The organism is Streptomyces sp. NPDC002138 (assembly GCF_040296485.1).
Classification (GTDB): domain Bacteria; phylum Actinomycetota; class Actinomycetes; order Streptomycetales; family Streptomycetaceae; genus Streptomyces.
The window spans coordinates 1-21,247 of sequence record NZ_JBEOXE010000101.1 but is presented as its reverse complement, the minus strand read 5'-3'; the positions used below and the strand labels follow the sequence as shown (position 1 = coordinate 21,247).

Below are 21,247 nucleotides of genomic sequence, written 5' to 3'. Positions count from 1 at the left end.
ACTGGTTGAACGTGCAGCTCTGGGAGCCGGGGTCGGTGATCTTGAGGTCACCCGCGGTGGGGGTGGGGGTCGGGGTGGGGGTCGGGGTCGGGGTGGGCGTCGGGGTGGGCGTGGCGCCGCAGCCGGGGGTGGCCTCGGGCGGGAGCGGGACCCGCCAGATCTGGGGGTCGTTCTCCGAACCCACGAGCAGGGTGGCGCAGTCGGCGTACGTGACGGTCTCGCCCTGCGGCTGCGCGGGCAGCGGGACGTCCGCGAGCTTCGCCCCCGAGGAGGCGTCGTACACGGAGGCGGTGTTCGCGCCCAGGGGGCCGCCGCTGCGCAGTACATAGGAGTGACCGGTGGGCGAGAACGCGCCATCCGTGGCGAACACCGGGCCGGGGCGGACGGGGGTGAGGGTGTTGAGCTGTCCGGTGCGCGGGGGCAGCGGCGCCGTATACAGCCGGCCGGCGGCTCCGATGAGTTTGCTGGCGATGGAGAGCTGCCCCGTCACCGGGTCGGCGAGCAGGGACTCCGCGTCGTGTTTGCCGTCGGAGTAGGCGAAGCGGTAGCTGACCGGCGTCACGGAGGCGTTCACGAGCTGGTCGGGTTCGGGGAAGCTGTGCACGGTGATCTCGGCCCGGCCGCCGAAGTTGTCCCCGATGTCGCCGACGAGGAGGACGGGGGCGCCCGCCTCGTCCCGGCCGAGGGCCAGGGCCTCCCAGTCGGTGTTGGTGACCCCGGAGACCGTGAAGGTGGCCCTGAGCTGCCCGGTGGCTCCGGAACAGTCCACGGCGAAGACCTGGTTGGTGTTCCCGCTGTCGTTGACGGCGTAGAGGATGCCGGGGTGCTGGTGGCTCGCGGCGAGGCCGCTCAGCTCGGTCAGCCCGCCGGGCATGACGCACTTCTTCTCGGGGGCGAGCGCGGAGCCGGACCGGCCGGACGGGGTGGCCGTGGCGGTGGCGGTGGGGTGGGCAGTGGCGGTGGCGGTGGCCGCCCAGGCGGCCGTGGGCAGGACGACCGCGAGCGCCGCCGTCGCCAGCGCGGCCGCCAGGGGGGTGGTGAGGAGTCGAGGCATGCGCACAATGTGACGGACCGTCAATCAGCGTGCCAGGGGCGTCCATCCCCTGTGTGAGCATGGTTCGATGCCGGTCGGGCATGGCACCCGGGGGCCCGCGCCCCGGCCCGCACCCCCCGCACCCCGCACCCCGCGGCCCACGGCCCACGGCCCGGACGGCGGCCCCGGTCAGCGCGCCGGTTCCCGTACCGGCGCGTTGTGCCGCGCCTGCGCGATGAACGCCCGGGCCGCCCGGCTCAGCGGCCGACGCGCGTGCGCGATGCCCACCGGGCGCAGCAGCGGCGGGGTGAAGGACCGGATCTCGGCCCGGTGCCCGAAGGCTCTCGACACCACGTCCCGGTACCAGATCAGGGAGCCGCGCCCGTCCGTCACGCCGGTCACCCAGGCGAGCCGCTCGTCCACCTCCAGGCAGGGCACGGGGCGCACGCCGAGGCAGCTGAACATGGCCTCCATCTCGGTGCGCCGGCCCGTCCCCGGGGTCGGCAGGACCATGTCCAGCCCGTCGAGCGTCCGGAACGGCACCGGATCGGGCAGCCGGGAGCCCATCGGGGAGATCAGCACCACCTCGCGCTCCTGGATGTGGTGGGTCGTCAGCTCCTTGTCCACCGGAAGGTCGACCAGGGCCAGCTCGGCCCGGCCTTCCAGCAGCTCGCGGGTCAGCACCTCGCGGCTGTCGTACTGCTGGAGCCGCACGTCGATGCCGGGATGCCGTTCGGTGAAGGCCGGTACCAGGTCGGCGGCCAGGTCCAGGGCCAGCGTGGGGGTCGCGACCACCGTGAGGGTGGCCCGGGCGCCGCCGGAATGGGCCGTGCCGATGTCGTCGATCGCCTCGACGGCGTCGAGCACGGTCCGGGCTAGCCGGACCACCCGGGCCCCTTCGGGGGTGAGGTCCACCCCCCTTCCCCGCCGGGCCAGCAACTCCACGCCCAGGTCACGCTCCATGGCCTGCACGGCCCGCGACAGCGCGGACTGGGCGACGAACACCGAGGCGGCCGCGCCGGTGATGGAGCGGCAGTCCGCGACGGCGACCAGGTAGCGGAGCTGCGCGAGAGTGGGGGTCATGACCGGACGGTAACCGCGCCATGACCCGGGTGTAAGGGGCAGCCGAGTGAACAACCGCCCGACTCCGCGCGGCTGTCATGCCCGGTCGGCGAGAAGGCATACCGCCGCGGCATGACCCACCCGGCGGCGGCCCGCCGGCCCGCGCGCCGGAGCCGGTCGCACGTCCCGGACAACGGCGCAGGCCACCACCCTCACGGCGGTCGGATCCGGGCGTCCGGACCGGCCCCGGCGGTCCGGTCCGGAAATCGACGGGTGTGAAAGGCCGTCCTCCGCATGCCGGTTGACAGTGCGCGGCGCCCACCGCACGATGCATCGCGGCGTCAGGGAACTTGACCACCGTTCAAGCCCGTCCGGCCACGACGGGTCGCCCGGAACCGCGCGGGCCGAACCGTCCGGCCGCGGGCGGGACGGCTCGCGCCGCGTCCTGCCGCCTCCGTGCTCCGCCGCACGTCCCCGCGCCCGTGTCCGTGTCCGTCCGCACCACGCCCCGCGCGCACCCCGGCCGTGGACGCCCCGCTGCGCGGAGCTGTCCAGCCATGCGACATGTCACACAGCACCGACCTCCCCCCGACCGTCCCCCACCGGAAGAGGAACGCCCGTGACCCCCCAGGCAGCTCCGTCCGCCGCCACCCGTGACCTCGTGGTCGCGCTCAGCCCCTTCGAGGAACCCGACCCGCGGATCGTGACCGCCGCCGAACGCGCGGGCTCGCTCGGCCTCCTCGATCTCGGCCGGGACCCGGTCGCGGCCCGGCACGCCTTCGCCGAGCTGGCCCGCCGCCTGGACGGGCCGTACGGCGTCCGGGTGCCGCGGAGCTGCCCGCTCGGCCCCGGGGACCTGCCCGACGCGGTGGACACCGTCCTGCTGGCGGGCGCGGAGGGCGGCCCCGCGGCCTGGGCGGCGGAGGGACGGCGCGTCTGGGTGGAGGTCACCGACCAGGCGCAGGCCGTGGCCGCGGCCGCCGCCGGGGCGGCCGCGCTCGTGGCCAGGGGGCACGAATCGGGCGGCCGGGTCGGCGATTCCACCACCTTCGTGCTGCTCCAGCGGCTGCTCGGTGATCCGGGGATCGCGGTGCCCGTGCTGGCCTGCGGGGGGATCGGGCCCCACACCGCCGCCGCGGCCGTCGCGGGCGGAGCCGCCGGGGTGCTGCTCGACGTACAACTCGCCCTGACCACCGAGGGCGAGGCCGCGCTGCCCGGCGAAGTGGCCGACGCGCTGCGCGCGATGGACGGCTCGCAGACCCGGCTCGTCGACGGGTACCGGGTGTACGCGCGGCCCGGGCTGCCGGTGCCGGAGGGGCCCGTGGCGCCCCTGACGGGGGCCCGGAGCCTCGCGCGGCAGCTGCTGCCCGCCGGGCAGGACGGGGCCTTCGCCGCCCCGCTCGCCGCGCGGTACCGCACCACGGGCGGGGTGCTCCAGGCCGTCCGGGCCGCCGTGCTGGGCCGGCCCGCGATGGCGGCGCGGTGCGCGCCGCTGCGCCCGCGCGGGGAGGGCCGGCCGCTCCCCGTCGCCCAGGGGCCGATGACCCGGGTCAGCGATCAGGCCGCGTTCGCCGAGGCGGTGGCCGCGGGGGGCGGGGTGCCGTACCTGGCGCTCGCGGTGATGGAGGGCGCGGACGTACGCCGCCTGCTCGCCGAGACCGCCGAGCGGCTGGCCGGCCGCCCGTGGGGGGTCGGGCTGCTCGGCTTCGCGCCGCCCGCGCTGCGCCGGGAGCAGCTGGCCGCGGTGGCCGACGTACGGCCGCCGTACGCGATCGTCGCCGGGGGCAGTCCGGCCCAGGCGGCGCCGCTGGAGGCGGCCGGGATCGTGACGCACCTGCACGTGCCGTCGCCCGGGCTGCTGGAGCGCTACCTCGCCGAGGGGGCTCGGCGGTTCGTCTTCGAGGGGCTGGAATGCGGGGGCCACGTCGGTCCGCGCGCCTCGTTCCCGCTGTGGGAGGAGCAGCTGGAGCTGCTGCTCGCGGACGGCGAACCGGCCTCCCTGGACGTGTTGTTCGCGGGCGGGATCCACGACGCGCGGTCCGCCGCGATGGCGGCCGCGGCGGCCGCCCCGCTCGTCGAGCGCGGCGCCCGCTTCGGGGTGCTGATGGGCACGGCCTATCTGTTCACCGAGGAGGCCGTCGCGGCGGGCGCGGTCCTGCCCGGCTTCCAGCGGGCCGCGCTGGAGTGCGCGGAGACCGTCCTGCTGCACACCGGGCCGGGGCACGCCACGCGCTGCGCGCCCACCCCGTACGCCGACACGTTCGACCGGACCCGGCGGCGGCTGGAGCGGGAGGGCACCGAGCCGCGCCGGGTGTGGGAGGAGCTGGAGCGGCTCAACCTCGGGAGGCTGCGGATCGCCAGCAAGGGGCTGGGGCACCGGGCGGCCGAGGGCGCCGGACCGGAGCCGGTGGGCGAGGAACGCCAGCGCGCCGAGGGCCTGTTCATGCTGGGACAGGCGGCGACCCTGCGCGGCGAGACCACCACGGTGGCCGCGCTGCACCACGAAGTGACCCACGGGGCGTCGCAGTTGCTGGAGGCCCGGGCCCGGGAGTTCGCCGGGGCGGCCGGGGCCGGGGGCCCCGCGGCGGCAGGCCTGCCCGACCCGCTGGACGTGGCGATCGTCGGGATGGCCTGCGCCTATCCGGGCGCGCCCGACCTCGCCGCGTACTGGGCGCAGATCCTCGCCGGGACGGACGCGGTGACCGAGGTTCCGGCCGGGCGCTGGGATCCGCAGCTGTACTACGACGCCGACCCGGCCAGGGCCGGGGAGCGCACCCCGTCCCGCTGGGGCGGCTTCCTCGCGCCGCTGCCCTTCGACGCGCTCGCGCACGGCATCGCGCCCGCTTCCCTGTCCGGGATCGAGCCGGTGCAGCTGCTGGCCCTGGAGATCTCGGCGCGGGCCCTGGCGGACGCGGGGTACGGCGCGGGGCGCGCCTTCGACCGGACGCGCACCTCGGTGGTCTTCGGCGCGGAGGCCGGTACGGAGCTGGCGGGGGCCTACGGGCTGCGCGCCCTGCACCCCGCCTACCTGGGGGAGCTGCCGGCCGAGCTGGACGAGCAGTTGCCCCGGCTCACCGAGGACTCCTTCCCCGGCATCCTCGCCAATGTGATCGCGGGCCGGGTCGCCAACCGGCTCGACCTCGGCGGCGCGAACTGCACGGTCGACGCCGCCTGTGCCTCCTCGCTGGCCGCCCTCGATCTCGCCTGCCGCCAACTGCGCGACGGCGACAGCGACATGGTGCTGTGCGGCGGCGCGGACGTGCACAACGGGATCAACGACTATCTGATGTTCGCGTCCGTCCGGGCGCTGTCCCCCAGCGGGCGCTGCCGCCCCTTCGACGCGGGCGCCGACGGGATCGCGCTCGGCGAGGGCGTGGGCGCGCTGGTGCTCAAGCGGCTGGCGGACGCGGAGCGGGACGGCGACCGGGTGTACGCGGTGATCAAGTCGGTCGGCGCGTCCAGCGACGGCCGCTCCCTCGGCCTGACCGCGCCCCGGCCGGAGGGCCAGCGCCGGGCCCTGGAGCGGGCGTACGCCCGGGCCGGGATCGCACCCGCCGAGGTGGGCCTCATCGAGGCGCACGGCACCGGCACGGTGGTGGGCGACAGCACGGAACTGGGCGTGCTGAGCGCGGTGTTCACCGACGCGGGTGCGGAGCCCGGCGCCTGCACGCTGGGCTCGGTCAAATCGCAGATCGGGCACACCAAGTGCGCGGCCGGACTGGCCGGGCTGATCAAGGCCGCGTGGGCGGTGCACACGGGTGTGCGGCCGCCGACCGCGCACCTGACCGAACCGAACCCGGCCTGGCAGGGCGCGGCGGGCCCCTTCCGCTTCGACACCGAGGCCCGGCCGTGGCCGGTGCCGGTGGAGCGGCGCGTCGCGGGGGTCAGCGCCTTCGGCTTCGGCGGCACCAACTACCACGCGGTGCTGGCCGGTTACGGCGGCGCGGAGGAGCCCCGGCACGCGGTGGAGGCGTGGCCCGCGGAGCTGTTCTGCTTCCGGGGTGCGGACCGGCGGGCGGCCGGGCGGGCCATGGCCCGGCTCGCGGCCCGGCTGGAGGAGAACGAGGGCGCCGGGCGGCCGTGGGCCCTGCGGGACCTGGCGGCGGAGGCGGCGCGCGGCTCCGGGCCCGTGCGGGTGGCCGTCGTGGCGAGCGGCCCGGACGAGCTGGCGGCCCGGCTGGAGCGGGCCCGTACCTTCACCTCGGGCGAGGGGGTGTACGTACGGCCGGAGGCGGCGGACCCCGGGCGGGTCGCGTTCCTCTTCCCCGGCCAGGGCAGCCAGCGGCCGGGGATGCTGGGGGACCTCTTCGTGGCGTTCCCGGCACTGCGGCGGCTGCTGGACGGCGCGCCCGCGGCGGTCACCTCGGCGATGTTCCCGCCGACCGCCTTCACCGGACCGGACCGCGCGGGCCTGCGGGACGCGGTGACCGACACCCGGATCGCGCAGCCCGCGCTCGGGCTGGCGGGGGCGGCGGCGCACCTGCTGCTGGCGGAGGCCGGCGTGCGGCCCGACTGCGTGGCCGGGCATTCGTACGGCGAGCTGACGGCCCTGTGGGCGGCCGGGTCCTACGACACCGACACCCTGCTGCGGCTGAGCGCGCGCCGGGCGCTGGCGATCCTCGGCGCGGCCGGGGCGGATCCGGGGGCGATGGCCGCCGTGACGGGGACGCGGGAGGAGGTCCGGGCGGTCGCGGAGCGGGCGGGCTGCGTGGTGGCGAACCACAACGCGCCCCGGCAGTGCGTGGTGTCGGGGCCGACCGCCGCGGTGGAGACGGCCGTCCGGGAGCTGCGCGCGGCGGGGCTGTCCGCGCAGCCGCTCCCGGTGGCCTGCGCCTTCCACAGCCCGGTGGTGGCGGGCGCCGCGGACCGCCTCGCCGACGAGCTGGCCGCCGTGGAGGTGACCGACCCGCGCGTCCCGGTCTGGTCGAACACCACCGCGCGGCCGTATCCGGCCGGGGCCGCGGCCGCGCGGGAACTGCTGGCCCGTCAGGTCGCGGAGCCGGTGCGGTTCGTGGAGCAGATCGAGGCGATGTACGCGGCCGGGGTGCGCACCTTCGTGGAAGCCGGCCCGGGCCGGGTCCTGAGCGCCCTGGTGGAGAAGATCCTGGGGCCCGAACGGCCGTGCGCGGTGGTCCCGTTGGACGTACCCGGCGAGCACGGCGTGGTCCGGCTCGTCACCGCGCTGGCGGAGCTGGTCGCGGCGGGCGTGCCGGTGGCGCCGGAGGCGCTGTACCGCGGCCGGACCTCCGTCCTGCCGGAGCGGGCGCCGCGGCGCCCGGGCTGGCTGGTGGACGGCCACCTGGTCCGGACCGCCGACGGGGCCCCGGTGGCCGGTGGGCTGCGGCCGCCCCGGCGGGTGGCGGTGCGCGCCGTCGAAGCTCCGGCGGTGCCCGCGGCGCTCGCGGCCCCGGCCTCCGATGCCCGGGAGGCGGCGGTACTGGCGTACCTGAGCGGGACCCGGGAGCTGGTCGCGGCCCAGCGGGACGTCCTGCTCGGGTTCCTGGGGGCGGGGGCGGGGGCCGGTGCGGGGGCGCCCGCGGGCGCAGGCGCGGATGCGTGGCCGGGGGTCACCGCCGTGGCGGGGGCCCTGGCGGAGGACGTGGTGGAGGGTGCCGCCGTGGCCGCGCCGGTCGGGCCGGTCGTGCCCGTCGCGCCTGCCGTGGTGACGGCCGCCGGGGTGATGGAGGTGGTCCTGGACATCGTGCACCGGCGGACCGGCTACCCGCTGGACATGCTGGACCCGGAACTCGACCTGGAGGCGGACCTGTCCGTGGACTCCATCAAACGCGTCGAGATCATCGGCGCCCTGGCCGACCGCATCGGGCTCCCCAGCACCGCCGACGGTTCGACGGAGTCCGCGGTGGAGGAGCTGTCCCGGATCAAGACCCTGCGCGGGATCGTGGAATGGATCACGAGCCGCAGCGGGGCGGAGCCCGGGGGCGCGGGTCCGGGTGAGGGCGAGGGCCCGGGCGAGGGCCCCGAGGTCGGAGCCACCACGGGCCCGGCCGGCGAGGGGACGCGACACCCGGACGCGGGTCCCGGCACGGGCCCCGCCCCGGGCCGGGCCGCGCGCGAGACCATCGCGCCCCGACCGGCCGGGGACCCGGCGCCGGGGCGGGCGCGGCTCCGGCGGATGACGCCGGCCGTGGTGGCCGCCGGGGAGATCCCGGAGCCGGCCGACGAGCTGGAGGGACAGCGGTTCGGGGTCGTCGGGGACGGCCAGGGGGTGGCGCTCGCGCTGGCCGCACTGCTGCGGGCGCACGGCGCCGAGGTGCGCGACCTGGGCGAACGCCCGGACGCGGCGGACGGCCCCGACACGGTGAACGGGCTGGACGGGCTGGTGGACCTGAGCGCGCTGCGCGGGGGGCCCGAGCCGGTGCTGCCCGGGAACTTCCCGGGGCTGCGCCGGGCCCTGACCGGCGGGGTCCGGCGGCTGCTGCTGGTCAGCGGGGCCGGGGGCCGGTTCGGGCACCGGGCGGCCGGCGGCGGCGCGGACACCGGCAGCGCCGACCCCACGGCCGGGGCCGGACTGCACGGCTTCGCGCGCGCCGCGGCCCTGGAGTACCCCGGGGTGCTGCTGCGCGCGGTGGACGTCGACCCCAAGGAGCGCCCGGACCGCGTCGCGGCCCGGCTGCTGGCCGAACTGTGCTCCCCCGGCGGCCCGGTCTCCGTGGGGTACGCGGCCGACGGGGCCCGGGTGTGCCTGCGGGCGGTCCCCGCGGCGCTCCCGGCGGACGGGCCCGCCGGGCCCGTGCCCCTGGGTCCGGACTCCGTGGTCCTGCTCACCGGTGGCGCCCGGGGAATCACCTCGCGGGCCGCCCTCGCCCTGGCCCGGGCCACCGGCTGCCACGTCGAGCTGGTCGGACGTACCGCCGAACCGGGCGCCGAGGAGCCCGGGTTCGCGCAGGCGCACGACCGGGTCGCGCTGCGCGCCGCCCTGATCGCCGCGGGTCTGCGCAGGCCCGCCGAGATCGAGGCCGCCGCCTCCCGCGTCCTCGCGGAGCGCGAGGTGCGCTCCACGCTGCGCTCCCTCGGCGAGGTCGCCGCGTCGGTGCGCTACCACCGCGTGGACGTCACCGACGAGGGCGCGGTCCGGGCGGTCGTGGCGGACGTACGCGCCCGGCACGGCCGGCTCGACGGCATCGTCCACGGCGCCGGGACGCTGCGCGACGCGCTGCTCCGCGACAAGGAACCGGCGTCCTTCACCGAGGTGTTCACCACCAAGGTGACGGGGGCCCGGCACCTGGCGGCCGCGGCCGCGGAGCACGGGCGGACGCCCGCGCCCTCGTTCCTCGCCCTGTTCGCCAGTGTCGCCGGAGCCTTCGGCAACCGCGGGCAGTGCGACTACGCCGCCGCCAACGACGCCCTGGACGGTTTCGCGCACGCCTGGACGGAGACCTTCCCCGGCCGGGTGCTGGCGATCGACTGGGGCCCCTGGGCCGCCGCTTCGGGCGGGATGGTCACGCCCGAGCTGGAGCGGAACTACGCCCGGCGGGGCATCCCGCTGATCGGCCCCGAGGAGGGGACGGACGCCTTCCTCGCCGAACTCGCGGGCGGGGCGGGGGACGTACAGGTGGTCCTGATGGCCGACGCGGAGCCGGAGCCGGGCGAGGTGAACGGCCGTGGCTGAGCCGCGCCGCGGACCGCGCCCGACGGACGCCGCGATCGTCGGCATGGGCGCCGTCTTCCCCGGGTCCGCCGACCTGTCGGCGTACCGCCGCAACCTCGTCGCCGGTACGGACGCCATCCGCGAGGTGCCTCCGGAGCGCTGGGACCCGGAGGTGTACTACGACCCGTCCGGCGCCGAAGGGCCCCCGGTCGGCGACCGGTTCTACTGCCGCCGCGGCGGGTTCGTGGACGGGCTGGCGGCCTTCGACCCGACCCGGTTCGGCATCATGCCCGCCACCGTCGAGGGCGCCGAACCCGACCAGTTGCTCGCCCTGCACGCGACGGCCGAGGCGATCGCGGACGCGGGCGGCGAGGACCGGCTGCCCGCCGACCGGTCCCGGATCGGGGTGGTGCTCGGGCGCGGCGGGTTCATGGGGGTGGCCACCGCCCGGCTCGACCAACGGGTGCGTACGGCGCATCAGGTGGCGCAGACGCTGCGCGAGCTGGCGCCCGAGCTCGGGGAGCGGCGGATCGCCGAGGTGCGGGCCGCCTTCCAGGAGGCCCTGGGTCCCGAGCGGCCGGACGCCTCCATCGGCCTGGTCCCCAGCTTCACCGCGGCCCGCACCGCGAACCGGCTGGACTTCCGGGGCCCCGCCTACACGCTGGACGCGGCCTGCGCCTCCTCGCTGCTGGCCGTGGACCAGGCGGTGGGGCTGCTGGCGAGCGGGCGCTGTGACGTCGTGGTCGCGGGCGCGGCCCACCACTGCCACATCGCCACGCTGTGGAGCGTGTTCACCCAGCTGCGCGCGCTGAGCCCGAGCGAGCGGATCCGGCCCTTCGACCGCCGGGCGGACGGCACCCTGCTGTCCGAGGGCACCGGCGTGGTGCTGCTGAAGCGGCTGGCGGACGCCGAGCGGGACGGGGACCGGATCTACGCCGTGATCCGGGGCACGGGGGTGGCCGGGGACGGCCGGGCCGCGAGCCTGATGAGCCCCCTGGTCGCCGGGCAGGTGCGCGCACTGGAGCGGGCCTGGCGGGAGGCGGGCCTGGACCCGCGGGCCGCCGACGCGCTGGGCCTGCTGGAGGCGCACGGCACCGGCACCCCGGTCGGGGACGCGGCCGAACTGGACACTCTCGCGCAGGTGTTCGGGCCCCCGGTGGCCGGGCAGCGAGCCGTGGGGCTCGGCTCGGTGAAGTCGATGCTCGGGCACACCATGCAGGCCTCGGGCATGGCAGGCCTGATCAAGGCGGCGCTGGCCGTGCACGACGGGGTGCTGCCGCCCACCCTGCACCTGGAGGAGCCGCACGGGGCCCTCGCCCGGACCCGGATGCGGCCGGTGACGGTGGCCGAGCCGTGGGAGCGCGGCGCGGCGCCCCGGCGGGCGGGGGTGAACGCCTTCGGCTTCGGCGGGATCAACGCGCACGTGGTCCTGGAGGAGGCGCCGGGCGCGGGCGCCGCCCGGCCCGCGGCTCCGGTACGGCGGTTCCTGCCGCTGGGTACGGGGCCGGAGCGGCCGGGGCCGGAGCGGTCGGGGCCGGAGCGGTCGGGGCCGGTGCGGTCCGCCGTGCCCGCCGGTGGTCCGGGCGCGCGGGACGGCGTACTCCTGCTGGCGGCGCCGACCGCGGGGCGGCTGGCCGGACTCCTGGCCGCGGCGGCCCGGTCGGGGACCGGGGGCGACGACGTCGGCGGCGGAGCCGGGGGCGGCGACGAGGGAGGACCCTGCCGGCTCGCCGTGCTCGGGCCGACCCCGCAGCGGCTCGCGCTGGCCGCGAAGGTGCTGGCGCGGGGGCGGGCCTGGCGCGGCCGGGGGGACGTGTGGTTCACGCCGGAGCCCCTGCTCGCCGGAGGGTCCGGCGGGGCCGACCGCGGCCGGGTCGCCTTCCTCTTCCCGGGCCTGGAACCGGAGTTCACTCCCGTCCTCGACGACGTGGCGGACCTGTTCGCGCTGGAGCGGCCGCGGCTCGGCCGGGGGGACGAGCTGATCGGGCGGGCCCTCGACGCCATCGCCACCGGGCGCTTCTTCGCCCGCGTGCTGCCGGAGCTCGGCATCGAGGCGGATGTCCTCGCGGGGCACAGCCTCGGCGAGTGGGCCGCGATGGTGGCCGCCGGGATGTACCCGCGGCGGGCCGTGGACACCTTCCTCGGCTCGCTGCGCCCCGGCTCCCTCACCGTCCCGGACCTCGTGTACGCCGCGCTCGGCTGCGGGGCGCGGCGGGCCGGGGCGGCGCTGCACGGGCTGGACCGGGTGGTGGTCAGCCATGACAACTGCCCGCACCAGTCCGTGATTTGCGGGGACCCGGCGCAGGTGGCCGACGTACTGGAACGGCTGTCGCGGGAGGGCGTCCTTGGGCAGGAGCTGCCGTTCCGGTCCGGGTTCCACACCCCGATGTGGGAACCGTACCTGGGGCAGGTGCGCGCCGCCTTCGACCGGCTTCCGCTGCGGCCGCCGGCCCTGCCGGTGTGGTCCGCGACCACCGCCTCCCCCTTCCCGGAGGCGCCGGACGAGGTCCGCGAGCTGGTGGTGCGCCACCTGCTGGAGCCGGTCGACTTCCGCTCGCTGACCCTGCGGCTGTACGAGGAGGCGGGCGTACGGGCCTTCGTGGCCATGGGCCCGGGCAGCCTTCCGGGTTTCGTCGAGGACACCCTGCGCGACCGCCCGCACCTGGCGGTCGCCACCTCCACCCCGCGCCTGACGGGAACGGCCGCCCTACGCCGCACGGCGGCCGCACTCTGGACGGAGGGCCTCACCCCGCGCTGGACCCGCCTGACGAATCCGGTGCCGACGGGGATGACGGGGACGGTCACGGGGGCCGGGGTGACCGGGGCCGCCGACACCCGGGCCGTCACGGGGGCCGCCGCCACACGGGCCCCCAGCGCCGGGGTAGTCACGGGCGGGGCGGTCACCGGCGCCACCGACCCCCGGACGGTCACGGGGACGGCCCCGCGGGCCGTCCGCGAGGCCGCCCCCGAACCGGCCACCGCGCCAGTCGGCGCCTCGCTACCGGCCACCGCGCCAACCGGCGCCTCGCGCACGCCCAATGCGACGCCGCACGCCGCTCCCGCGAGCGCCCCGCCAGCGGGCACCGCGCCAGTCGGCGCCGTGCCAGCGGCCGTCCCGCCAACCGGCGCCTCGCGAACGCCCGGCGTGTCGCCGTCCGCCGTGCCGCCGCACACCCGGCCAACCCCCGGCGCGCCGGCGGGCGCCTCGCCAACGCCCACCGCGCCGACCGGCGCACCGCCCGCCGTCGTGCCGCCGCACACCCCGCCAACGCCCCCCGGGCGGATGGCCGGTCGGCGGGCCGCGGTGCCGTTGGACCTCGGGTCGCCGTTGGTCCGGCTCGGGGCGGGGGCCCGCGGGCTTCTGGGCCCGGTGACCGGCGGGGCCGGGGCCGGGGGCCACCCCGGCGGCCCGGATGCGCAGACGGGCGTACCGCGCCCCGCGCCGCCGCTGCTGTCCGCGCTGGACGCCGTCCTCGACGAGGCCCGCGACGCGGCCCGGTCCGTCACCGAGGCCTGGACGCGACCAGGGCCCCTCGCCGTCCCGGCCAGGGACAGCCGCCCTCTCACGCTCTCCCTGGCGGCGCTGCCGTACGTCCGGGACCACTGCGTCTACGAGCAGCCCGCCGACTGGCCCGAGGACTCCGACCGCTTCCCCGTCGTGCCCATGACCACCATGCTGGAACTCGCCGCCGACGCCGCCCTGCGCGCCGCGCCCGCCGGTTCCGTCGTGCTCGGCTACGAGGACGTACGGGCCATGCGCTGGCTGGCCGTCGAGCCCGCCGTCCGGATCGAGGTGGGCGTACGGTCCGACGGGCCCGGCCGGGTCCGCGTCGCGCTCGGCGACTGCGCCACCCTGACCGTCCTCCTCGGCCCGCGCTACGACGGCCCGCCCGCCGCCCGGCCCGGCGGCCCCGGGCCGCGCCCGCTCACCGGTGAGCGGCCCGCCCCCGTGAGCGCCGAGGCGCTCTACCGCGACCGGTGGATGTTCCACGGGCCGGGTTTCGCCGGGGTGCACGAGGTCCAGGGGGTCGGCTCCGACGGCATCCGCGGGGTGCTGCGGGCGCTCCCCGCCCCCGGGGCGCTGCTCGACGCGGCCGGGCAGCTCTTCGGGCACTGGATGCAACTGAGCCTCCCCGTAGACCGGTTGGTCTTCCCGGCCACCATCGAGCGGATCCGCTTCCACGGTCCCGCCCCCGCCCCCGGCGCGCTCGTCCAGGCGGTGGCCCGCGTCCGCGAGGTCCGCGATCTGACCGTGCTCGGCGATGTCGAGCTGCGCCGCACCCCTCCCGGCGGCGGAGCCGGGGGCGCGCTCTGGGCCCGGATCGAGGGGTGGACGTACCGCCGGTTCGCCGCCGACGAGCGGGTGTGGCCGATGAAGTTCACCCCGGAGGTCTGCGGGATCGGTGAACCGCAGCCCGGCGGCTGGTGCGCGGCCCGGCGCCGCTGGACCGACCCCGCCTCGCAGGAGCTGGTGATGCGCCGCTACCTCGGCGCCGCCGAGCGCGCGGTGTACGAGCGGCTCGCCCCGCGCGCCCGCGCGCCCTGGCTGCTGGGTCGGATCGCGGCCAAGGACGCGCTGCGGCAGCTGCTGTGGGACGGCGGGGCGGGTCCCGTGTTCCCGGTCGAGGTGCCCGTGGGCAACGACGCGCACGGGCGACCGGTGCCCGGCGGCCCGCTCGCGGCCGGGCTGCACCTGTCCCTCGCGCACAAGGACCGGCTCGCCGTCGCCCTCGCGCACCCCACCGGACCCGTCGGCATCGACGTCGAGACGGTGACCGCCGACCCGGCGGCCCTGCTCCGCATCGCGTGCGGACCGGCCGAGGCGCGGCTCGCACGAAGGCTGGCGGAGCGCGACGGCGCGGGCGAGGCGGCCGCGCTCACCGCGCTGTGGTGCGCGAAGGAGGCCGCGGCCAAGGCGGCGGGCACCGGGCTCGGCGGGCGCCCGCGCGAGTGGCGGGTGACCGCGCTGGAACCCGCCGGGCTGCGGGTGCTCGCCCCGGACGGGCACGCCCGCCTCGTACGGACCACCGTGCTGCCCGCCGCGAGCGGTCCGCCCCTGGACCACGTCGTGGCCTGGACCGCGCCCCCGACCGGCTCCTCCCTCCTCCCCTCCCACCCCACGGAGTTCAGCCATGGCATCTGACACCCCCGCCGCGCCCGCCCCCGCCGGGCCTACCCCCGCGGCGCCCGGCTCCCCCGCTCACGCCCGCATCCTCGCCGAGATCACCGGCATGCTCGTGGAGATCGTCGGCGATGAGTTCCTGCTCGCGGAAGAGGTCACGATGGCCACCACGCTCAACGACGATCTGGCCCTGGAGAGCATCGAGTTCGTCGCCCTCGCCGAGCAGCTCCACGACCGCTACGGCACGGAGGTCGACCTCATGGGTTTCCTCGCCGAGAAGGACATGGAGGCGATCCTGGCCATGTCGCTCGGCGATCTCGTCACCCACATCGGCCGGGTCACGCACCGCTCCCCCGCCGATACCGCCCCGTCCGCCCCGTCCGCCCCGCGCACCGTCACGGCCGGCTGAGCCCGCCATGGCCCACGTCCTCGCCGGCTCCCTCCGCTTCCACGTCCAGCGGCTGCCCGCCCCGCAAGGCGCCGACGACCGCGCCCGGCCCGTCGTCGTCTTCCTGCACGGGCTGGTCGTCGACAACCTGTCCTCCTTCTACTGCCCGCTCGCCGTGCCCGTCGCCCGCTCCGGCCACGAGGTGGTCCTCTACGACCTGCGCGGCCACGGCCGCACCGAGCGGCCGGCCGAGGGGTACGACAGCGGTACGGCCGTACGCGACCTGGTCGCCCTGCTCGGCGCCCTCGGCCTGGCGCACCGGCCCGTGCACCTGGTCGGCAACAGTTACGGCGGGACGCTCGCCGTGCACGCCGCGCTGGCCCGGCCCGATCTCGTCGTGGGGCTCACCCTGCTCGAACCGCCGCTGAGCGGTGCCTGGGTGGAGAACATGGTGGACACGCTGTCGGCCGCCGCGCTGAGTCTGGAGGACAGCGAGGTGCCCGCCGAACTGCGGGCGCTGCGGCTGCGCAAGGCCGCCGCCCTCACGACGATCGCCGATGAACTCCTCAACCGGACCAGCCTGATCGACGACATCGCCGCGGGCCGGGTGTTCACGCCCGCCGACTACGCACGGCTGCGCTGTCCGGTGCTCGCGGTCTGCGGCGAACACTCCGAATTGGTGCCGGGTGTGGCGGAGCTGGCGCGCTATGCGCAGGGCCCCTGCTCCGTCGAGATCCTGCCCGGCCTCGGGCACGACGTCCTCAAGGAGAGCAGCGGGGCCCTCCGCACGTCCGTACTGGCCCACCTCGACGAGGTCGCGGCCCGCCAGGCGGGAGCGCTGGTCCGATGAGGGTGCTGTTCACGGTGCCGCCGCTGGCGGGGCACGTCAATCCGACGGCCGCCGTCGGCGCGGAGCTGGCGGCCCGGGGGCACGAGGTCGCCTGGACGGGCCCGGCCGCGGCGCTGGCCCGGCTGCTGCCCGCACCCGCCCGCGTGCTGCCCGCCGGGGACGCACCCGGGGGCGGACCGGAGAGCGGGGTCGGTTATGCCGAGCTGCACGAGCGCTGGCGTGACCTGCGCGGGGTCGGCGCACTGCGCTTCCTCTGGGAGGAGGCCCTGGTGCCGCTGGCCCGCGCGATGGTGCCGGGGGTGACGGAGGCGGTCCGGACCTTCCGCCCGGATGTGCTCGTCGCGGACCAACAGGCCCTGGCCGGGCCGGTGGTGGCGCGCCGCCTCGGCATCCCCTGGGTCACCTCGGCCAGTACGTCGGCCGAATTCGCCCGCCCCTTCGAGGGGTTCCCCCGGGTCGGCGCGTGGGTGGCGGAGCAGATCGCGGGCCTGCTGGCCGAGGTGGGCGCGGACGGGGACGCGAGCTGGGACCCGCGCTTCTCTGACCGGCTGGTGCTGGTCTTCTCCACCCCCGAACTCATCGGCGCGGAGCGCGAGTTCCCCGGGCACTACGCGTTCGTCGGGCCTGCTTTCGGAGCGCGGCCGCCCGCGCCCGGTTTCCCCTGGCGGCGGCTCGATCCCGACCGGCGGCGCGTGCTGGTGTCCCTGGGCACGCTCAACGGCTCCGCGGGCGCCCGGTTCTACGCCGCCGTGCTCGACGCGGCCGACCGGCTGGGCGAATCCGTCCAGCTGATCCTGGCCGCGCCCGCCGACCTGGTGGGGCGGCTCCCGGAGGGTGGATCCGGGCGGGGCACGGCCCCGGTCCTGGTCCCCGACACCGTACTGCTCCAGGAGAGCGTGCCCCAGCTGGAGTTGCTGCCGCATCTGGACGCGGTGGTCTGCCACGCGGGGCACAACACCGTCTGCGAGGCCCTCGCGCACGGACTGCCGCTGGTCGTCGCGCCCATCCGGGACGACCAGCCGATCGTGGCCGGGCAGGTGACCGGCGCGGGCGCCGGGGTGCGGGTGCGGTTCGGCCGCGCCCGGGCCGAGGAAGTGCGCGACGCGCTGACCGCCGTGCTGGACGAGCCCGGCCCCCGCCGGGCCGCCCGCCGGATCCAGGCATCCTTCGCCGCGGCCGGTGGAGCCCCCGCCGCGGCCGACCGGTTGGAGAAGATCCTGTGAAGCCGCCCGCCCTCCCCCGCCGCTTGGTGCGGATTCCGTGGACCTCCGCCCTGCTGATCGCCGCGCTCGGCGCGGGGACCGTACACGCCCGCCGCCGGCTGGCGGCGATTCCCGTCCTGCCCGTCCCGGTCGCGGCCGGGGTGCCCCGGGCCGCCGGGTGGCGGCTGCTCACGGCGCGCGGGGTCGATCCCGGCGACGCCACCTTCCTCAGCGCCTGCGCCCACGCCGAGCGGGAGATGCTGCGGGTGCTGGACCTGCTCCCGGTGGATCTCGGCGCCGAGTCCGCGCTCGGCCTGCTGCGCCTGCTCGACCCGGCCGGGGACCGCGGCGACCGGCTCGCGCAGGGGCGCGGGGCCGGGTACGCCGTCCTGGTCGCCGAGGACGTCCTCGCCCGGGCCGGCATCGACCCCGACGAGGAGGCCGGCGCGGATCCGGCGCGGCTGGTCGCGCTGGTGCGCCTGCTCAAGGAGTACGCCGCTGACTCCACCGGAACCGCCGTCGCGCCGGGCCTGTCCTGCGGCCCGGGGCCGCGCCGGGCGGGCGCCGCCGAGCTGCGCGCCCACGGGCTGCCCCCGGGGCCGCTGGCCGCCGCGCAGGTCGCCGGGCTCGCCCTGCTGGCCGGGGTGGCGCTGCGCCAGGGCGCGTGGGGCCGGGTGGCGGCGGGGCTGTACTGGCTCCAGCCGTACGCCGTCCTCGGTGGCCCGGACGCGCCGCTGCGGCCCGCGTCGCTGGTCCGGGACACGGCCGCCCGGCCGCTGCGCTCCCTCGGCGCCGCTCTCCGTACCGCCACCGCGCCGGGCGCCCCCGACCCCAGGGACCCGGCTGGGGAGCGGGAGCGCCGGGACCGCTACCGGGACGAACTGGCCGCCGGGACCGACCGGTTCCTGGAGGCGCGCCGCCCCGACTGCCCCTGGTGCGGCTCCGGGGCGCTCGGCGTGCGGGTCACGGTGCCCGACCTGCTCCAGGGGAAGCCGGGCCGGTTCACCCTCGACCAGTGCGGGGACTGCGGGCACGTCTTCCAGAACCCCCGACTGACCCTGGAGGGGCTGGAGTTCTACTACCGGGACTTCTACGACGGCCAGGGCGGCGAGGGCGCGGGCTCGGTCTTCAGCAGCATGGGAGCGACGTACCGCGACCGCGCCGCCATGCTGCGGCCGCACCTGCCCCCGGCCGCCGGGGACGCCGTAGCCGCGGGGCCGGTCTCCTGGCTCGACGTCGGCACCGGGCACGGCCACTTCTGCAACGCGGCGCGGGCCGTGTGGCCGGGGACCCGGTTCGACGGCCTGGACATGGGCGACGGGGTCCGCGAGGCGGAGCGGCGCGGCTGGGTGGAGACCGGATTCCAGGGCCAGTTCCCGGAGTTCGCGGCGAAGCTGGCGGGCCAGTACGAGGTGGTGAGCATGTACCACTACCTGGAGCACACCCGGGATCCTTTCGCCGAGCTGGACGCGGCCGCCACCGTCCTCGTCCCCGGCGGCCACCTGGCCATCGAGCTGCCGGACCCCGAGTCCCGGATGGCGCGGCTGCTGGGCCCGTCCTGGCTGCCCTGGTTCCAGCCGCAGCACCAGCACCTGATCCCGGCGGCGAACCTGCGCGAGGCGCTGGCCGCGCGGGGCTTCACGGTGCTGGCCGAGGAACACGGACCGGCGCACCAGGGCAACGACTTCCTCGGCGCGGCGGCGCTCACCGTGACCCGGCTCGCTCCGGACCCCGACAGCCCCTGGTCGCCCCCCGTGGCGCGGTGGCGGCGCACGGCGCGCCGCGCGGTACGGGCGGCGGCGCTGCCCTGCTTCGCCGGCGCGGCGGTGCTCGACGCGCTCCGGACCGCCGCCGCCCACCGCGCCGACGGGGGCAACGCCTACCGGATGCTGGCCCGCAAGGACCCGGGCGAGGCGGTCGCGGCGCCGGGGGCCGCCCGATGACCGGCGCGGGGGCCGGGCCCGGCCTCGCCCGGAGCGCGACCGCCGACCCGCTGTTCCGCCTGGTCGCCTACGCGCTGGAGGCCGCCCACGGGAGGCCGCCCACCGCCGTGTGGAGCGCCCCGCACGCCTTCCGCCTCGGCGCGTCCGGGCTGGTCGGCGCGGCCGGGTGGCCGGTGGCCGCCGCGGCGGCGCCCCGCGAGGACGGCGTCGTACGACTCAGCTCCCTGAGCCATCCCGCCCACAGCTGTGACCTGCCGCTCGCGCTGGCGGGGCCGCCGGCCACCGCCCCCGCCTGGGCCGCCCGGCCCTACGCCCTGCTGCGGGCCCTGGCCCGGGCGGGGTACGGCCGAGGCGGGACCGACCTGCACGTACAGGGCTCGCTCACCGAAGCCGCCGGGCTGGCCCTCGCGGAACCGGCGGACTGCGCGGTCGCGCTCGCCGTGGCCGACGTACACCCGCGCACGGGCCCCGCGGACCCACCGGACGCCGGGCCCGGGGCGCAGCCGCCCCGGGCGGACCTGGCCCGGCTGCTCGCGCGGGCGCTGCCCGACGGCGACGACGCGCTGCGCCGGGCCGTGCTCTTCGCCCGGCCCGGCCACGCGCTGGCCACCGGCGCCCCCACCGGGGCGGACCCGGGGGCGCCGCCGCGTCACGTCGGCTTCGATCCGCCCGCGTCCGGGACCCGGCTGGTGCTGGTCGCCGTACGCGGGGCGCCCGCCGACCGGGCCGCGGACCGGGAGCGGGCCGTCGCGGGCGCGCGGCGGGCCGGGGCCCTCGACGTGTGGCATCCGGGGGCGCGGCCCGGGCGGGCGGTCCTGCTGCGGCTGCCCGAGGACCGGGTGGCACGCGTACGGGCGGCCGTCGCGGCGGAGTTCCGCGCGCTGGACAGGCCCGTACCGCGCTTCCTGAACATCGCCGTGGCCGGTGCGGCCCGGCGTGAGGAATGAGAAGGAGACACCCCCCATGCCCAGACGCTCACCGGCCACCCCACCAGGACCCGGAGCGAGGCCCTCGCGGGCCCGCTGGTCCGCGCTCGGGGCGGCGCTCGGCGCCCTCGGTCTGCTCGGCGCGTTCACCATGGCCGGCTCACAGGCGGCGGAGAGCACTTCGGCCGCCGCGGCGCTGCCTTCCTACGACCACGTCGTGGTCGTCGTCTTCGAGAACAAGCAGTACGGCGAGGTGATCGGTAATTCCGGCGCGCCCTGGATCAACCAGCTGGCGAACGGCGGCGCGAGCCTGACCGGCATGAAGGCGCTGACCCACCCCAGCCAGCCGAACTACTTCAACCTCTTCTCCGGTGCCACCCAGGGCATCACCGGGGACGGCTGCTACACGGCGCAGTCGATGACCGCGGCCAATCTCGGCCAGGAGGTGATCGCGGCGGGGAAGACCTTCGCGACCTACAACGAGGACCTGCCGAGCGAGGGATCCACCGCGTGTTCGAGCGGTAAGTACGCGCAGAAGCACAACCCGTGGTTCGCGTTCAAGAACGTCCCGCTCACCACCGGGAAGACCTGGGCGCAGTTCCCGCAGGGGAACTACGCCGCGTTGCCGCAGATGTCCTTCGTCGTGCCGAACCTGTGCAACGACATGCACGACTGCGCGGTCGGCGCCGGTGACACGTGGACGAAGAACGCCCTCGACGGGTACGCGCAGTGGGCCAAGGACCACAACAGTCTGCTGGTGCTGACCTGGGACGAGGACAACTACCTCGGCTCGAACCAGATCGCGACCGTGTTCTACGGCGCGCAGGTGAAGACGGGCCGGTACGCCACCGCGTACAGCCACCACCATCTGCTGCGCACGCTCGAGGACTTGGCCGGTGCCGCGACGCACGCGGGGAACGCGGCGAACGTCCAGCCGATCAGCGAGGTCTTCGCCCCGGGCGGCGACCCGACACCGACACCGACGCCGACACCGACACCCACTCCCACTCCCACCCCCACGCCGACTCCGACCCCCACCCCGACTACCACGCCGACCGCGGGTGACCTGAAGGTCACCGACCCCGGCCCCCGGAGCTGCACGTTCAACCAGA

The 21,247-nt window shown here is 77.5% G+C and carries 10 protein-coding genes; 8 read left to right on the top strand and 2 right to left on the bottom strand.

Going from position 1 to position 21,247, the window contains the following annotated elements:
- On the bottom strand, positions 1-1,054 hold a 1,054-nt coding region (locus ABT084_RS35605), incomplete at its 3' end, for a hypothetical protein (protein WP_351053316.1).
- 168 nt (positions 1,055-1,222) lie between these two features.
- On the bottom strand, positions 1,223-2,116 hold the full coding sequence (locus tag ABT084_RS35600; RefSeq protein ID WP_351053313.1) for a LysR family transcriptional regulator: 894 nt from the start codon (positions 2,114-2,116) through the stop codon (positions 1,223-1,225).
- A 598-nt stretch (positions 2,117-2,714) separates the two neighbouring features.
- Between ABT084_RS35600 and ABT084_RS35595 the strand changes: the two genes are divergently transcribed.
- The 8 genes from ABT084_RS35595 to ABT084_RS35560 all read left to right on the top strand — a co-directional run.
- Positions 2,715-9,725, top strand: coding sequence for an SDR family NAD(P)-dependent oxidoreductase (locus tag ABT084_RS35595; protein WP_351053310.1), 7,011 nt, complete (start codon positions 2,715-2,717; stop codon positions 9,723-9,725).
- Complete coding sequence (locus ABT084_RS35590) at positions 9,718-14,847, top strand: type I polyketide synthase (RefSeq protein ID WP_351053307.1); 5,130 nt, start codon at positions 9,718-9,720, stop codon at positions 14,845-14,847. Before ABT084_RS35595 ends, ABT084_RS35590 begins: the two co-directional genes overlap by 8 nt.
- Positions 14,837-15,235 (top strand): acyl carrier protein, encoded by a 399-nt coding sequence (locus ABT084_RS35585; protein WP_351053304.1) that lies wholly within the window; start codon positions 14,837-14,839, stop codon positions 15,233-15,235. The genes ABT084_RS35590 and ABT084_RS35585 overlap by 11 nt, the downstream gene beginning before the upstream one ends.
- 7 nt (positions 15,236-15,242) lie before the next feature.
- Positions 15,243-16,064, top strand: coding sequence for an alpha/beta fold hydrolase (locus ABT084_RS35580; RefSeq protein ID WP_351053301.1), 822 nt, complete (start codon positions 15,243-15,245; stop codon positions 16,062-16,064).
- Complete coding sequence (locus tag ABT084_RS35575) at positions 16,061-17,287, top strand: glycosyltransferase (protein ID WP_351053298.1); 1,227 nt, start codon at positions 16,061-16,063, stop codon at positions 17,285-17,287. The genes ABT084_RS35580 and ABT084_RS35575 overlap by 4 nt, the downstream gene beginning before the upstream one ends.
- Positions 17,284-19,209 carry a class I SAM-dependent methyltransferase gene (locus ABT084_RS35570; RefSeq protein ID WP_351053295.1) on the top strand — a complete coding sequence of 642 codons (1,926 nt, stop codon included), beginning with the start codon at positions 17,284-17,286 and terminating at the stop codon, positions 19,207-19,209. The genes ABT084_RS35575 and ABT084_RS35570 overlap by 4 nt, the downstream gene beginning before the upstream one ends.
- On the top strand, positions 19,206-20,156 hold the full coding sequence (locus ABT084_RS35565; RefSeq protein WP_351053293.1) for a galactokinase: 951 nt from the start codon (positions 19,206-19,208) through the stop codon (positions 20,154-20,156). The genes ABT084_RS35570 and ABT084_RS35565 overlap by 4 nt, the downstream gene beginning before the upstream one ends.
- Before the next feature lie 16 nt (positions 20,157-20,172).
- Positions 20,173-21,247: alkaline phosphatase family protein (locus ABT084_RS35560; RefSeq protein WP_351053290.1), on the top strand; the 1,075-nt coding region annotated here is incomplete at its 3' end.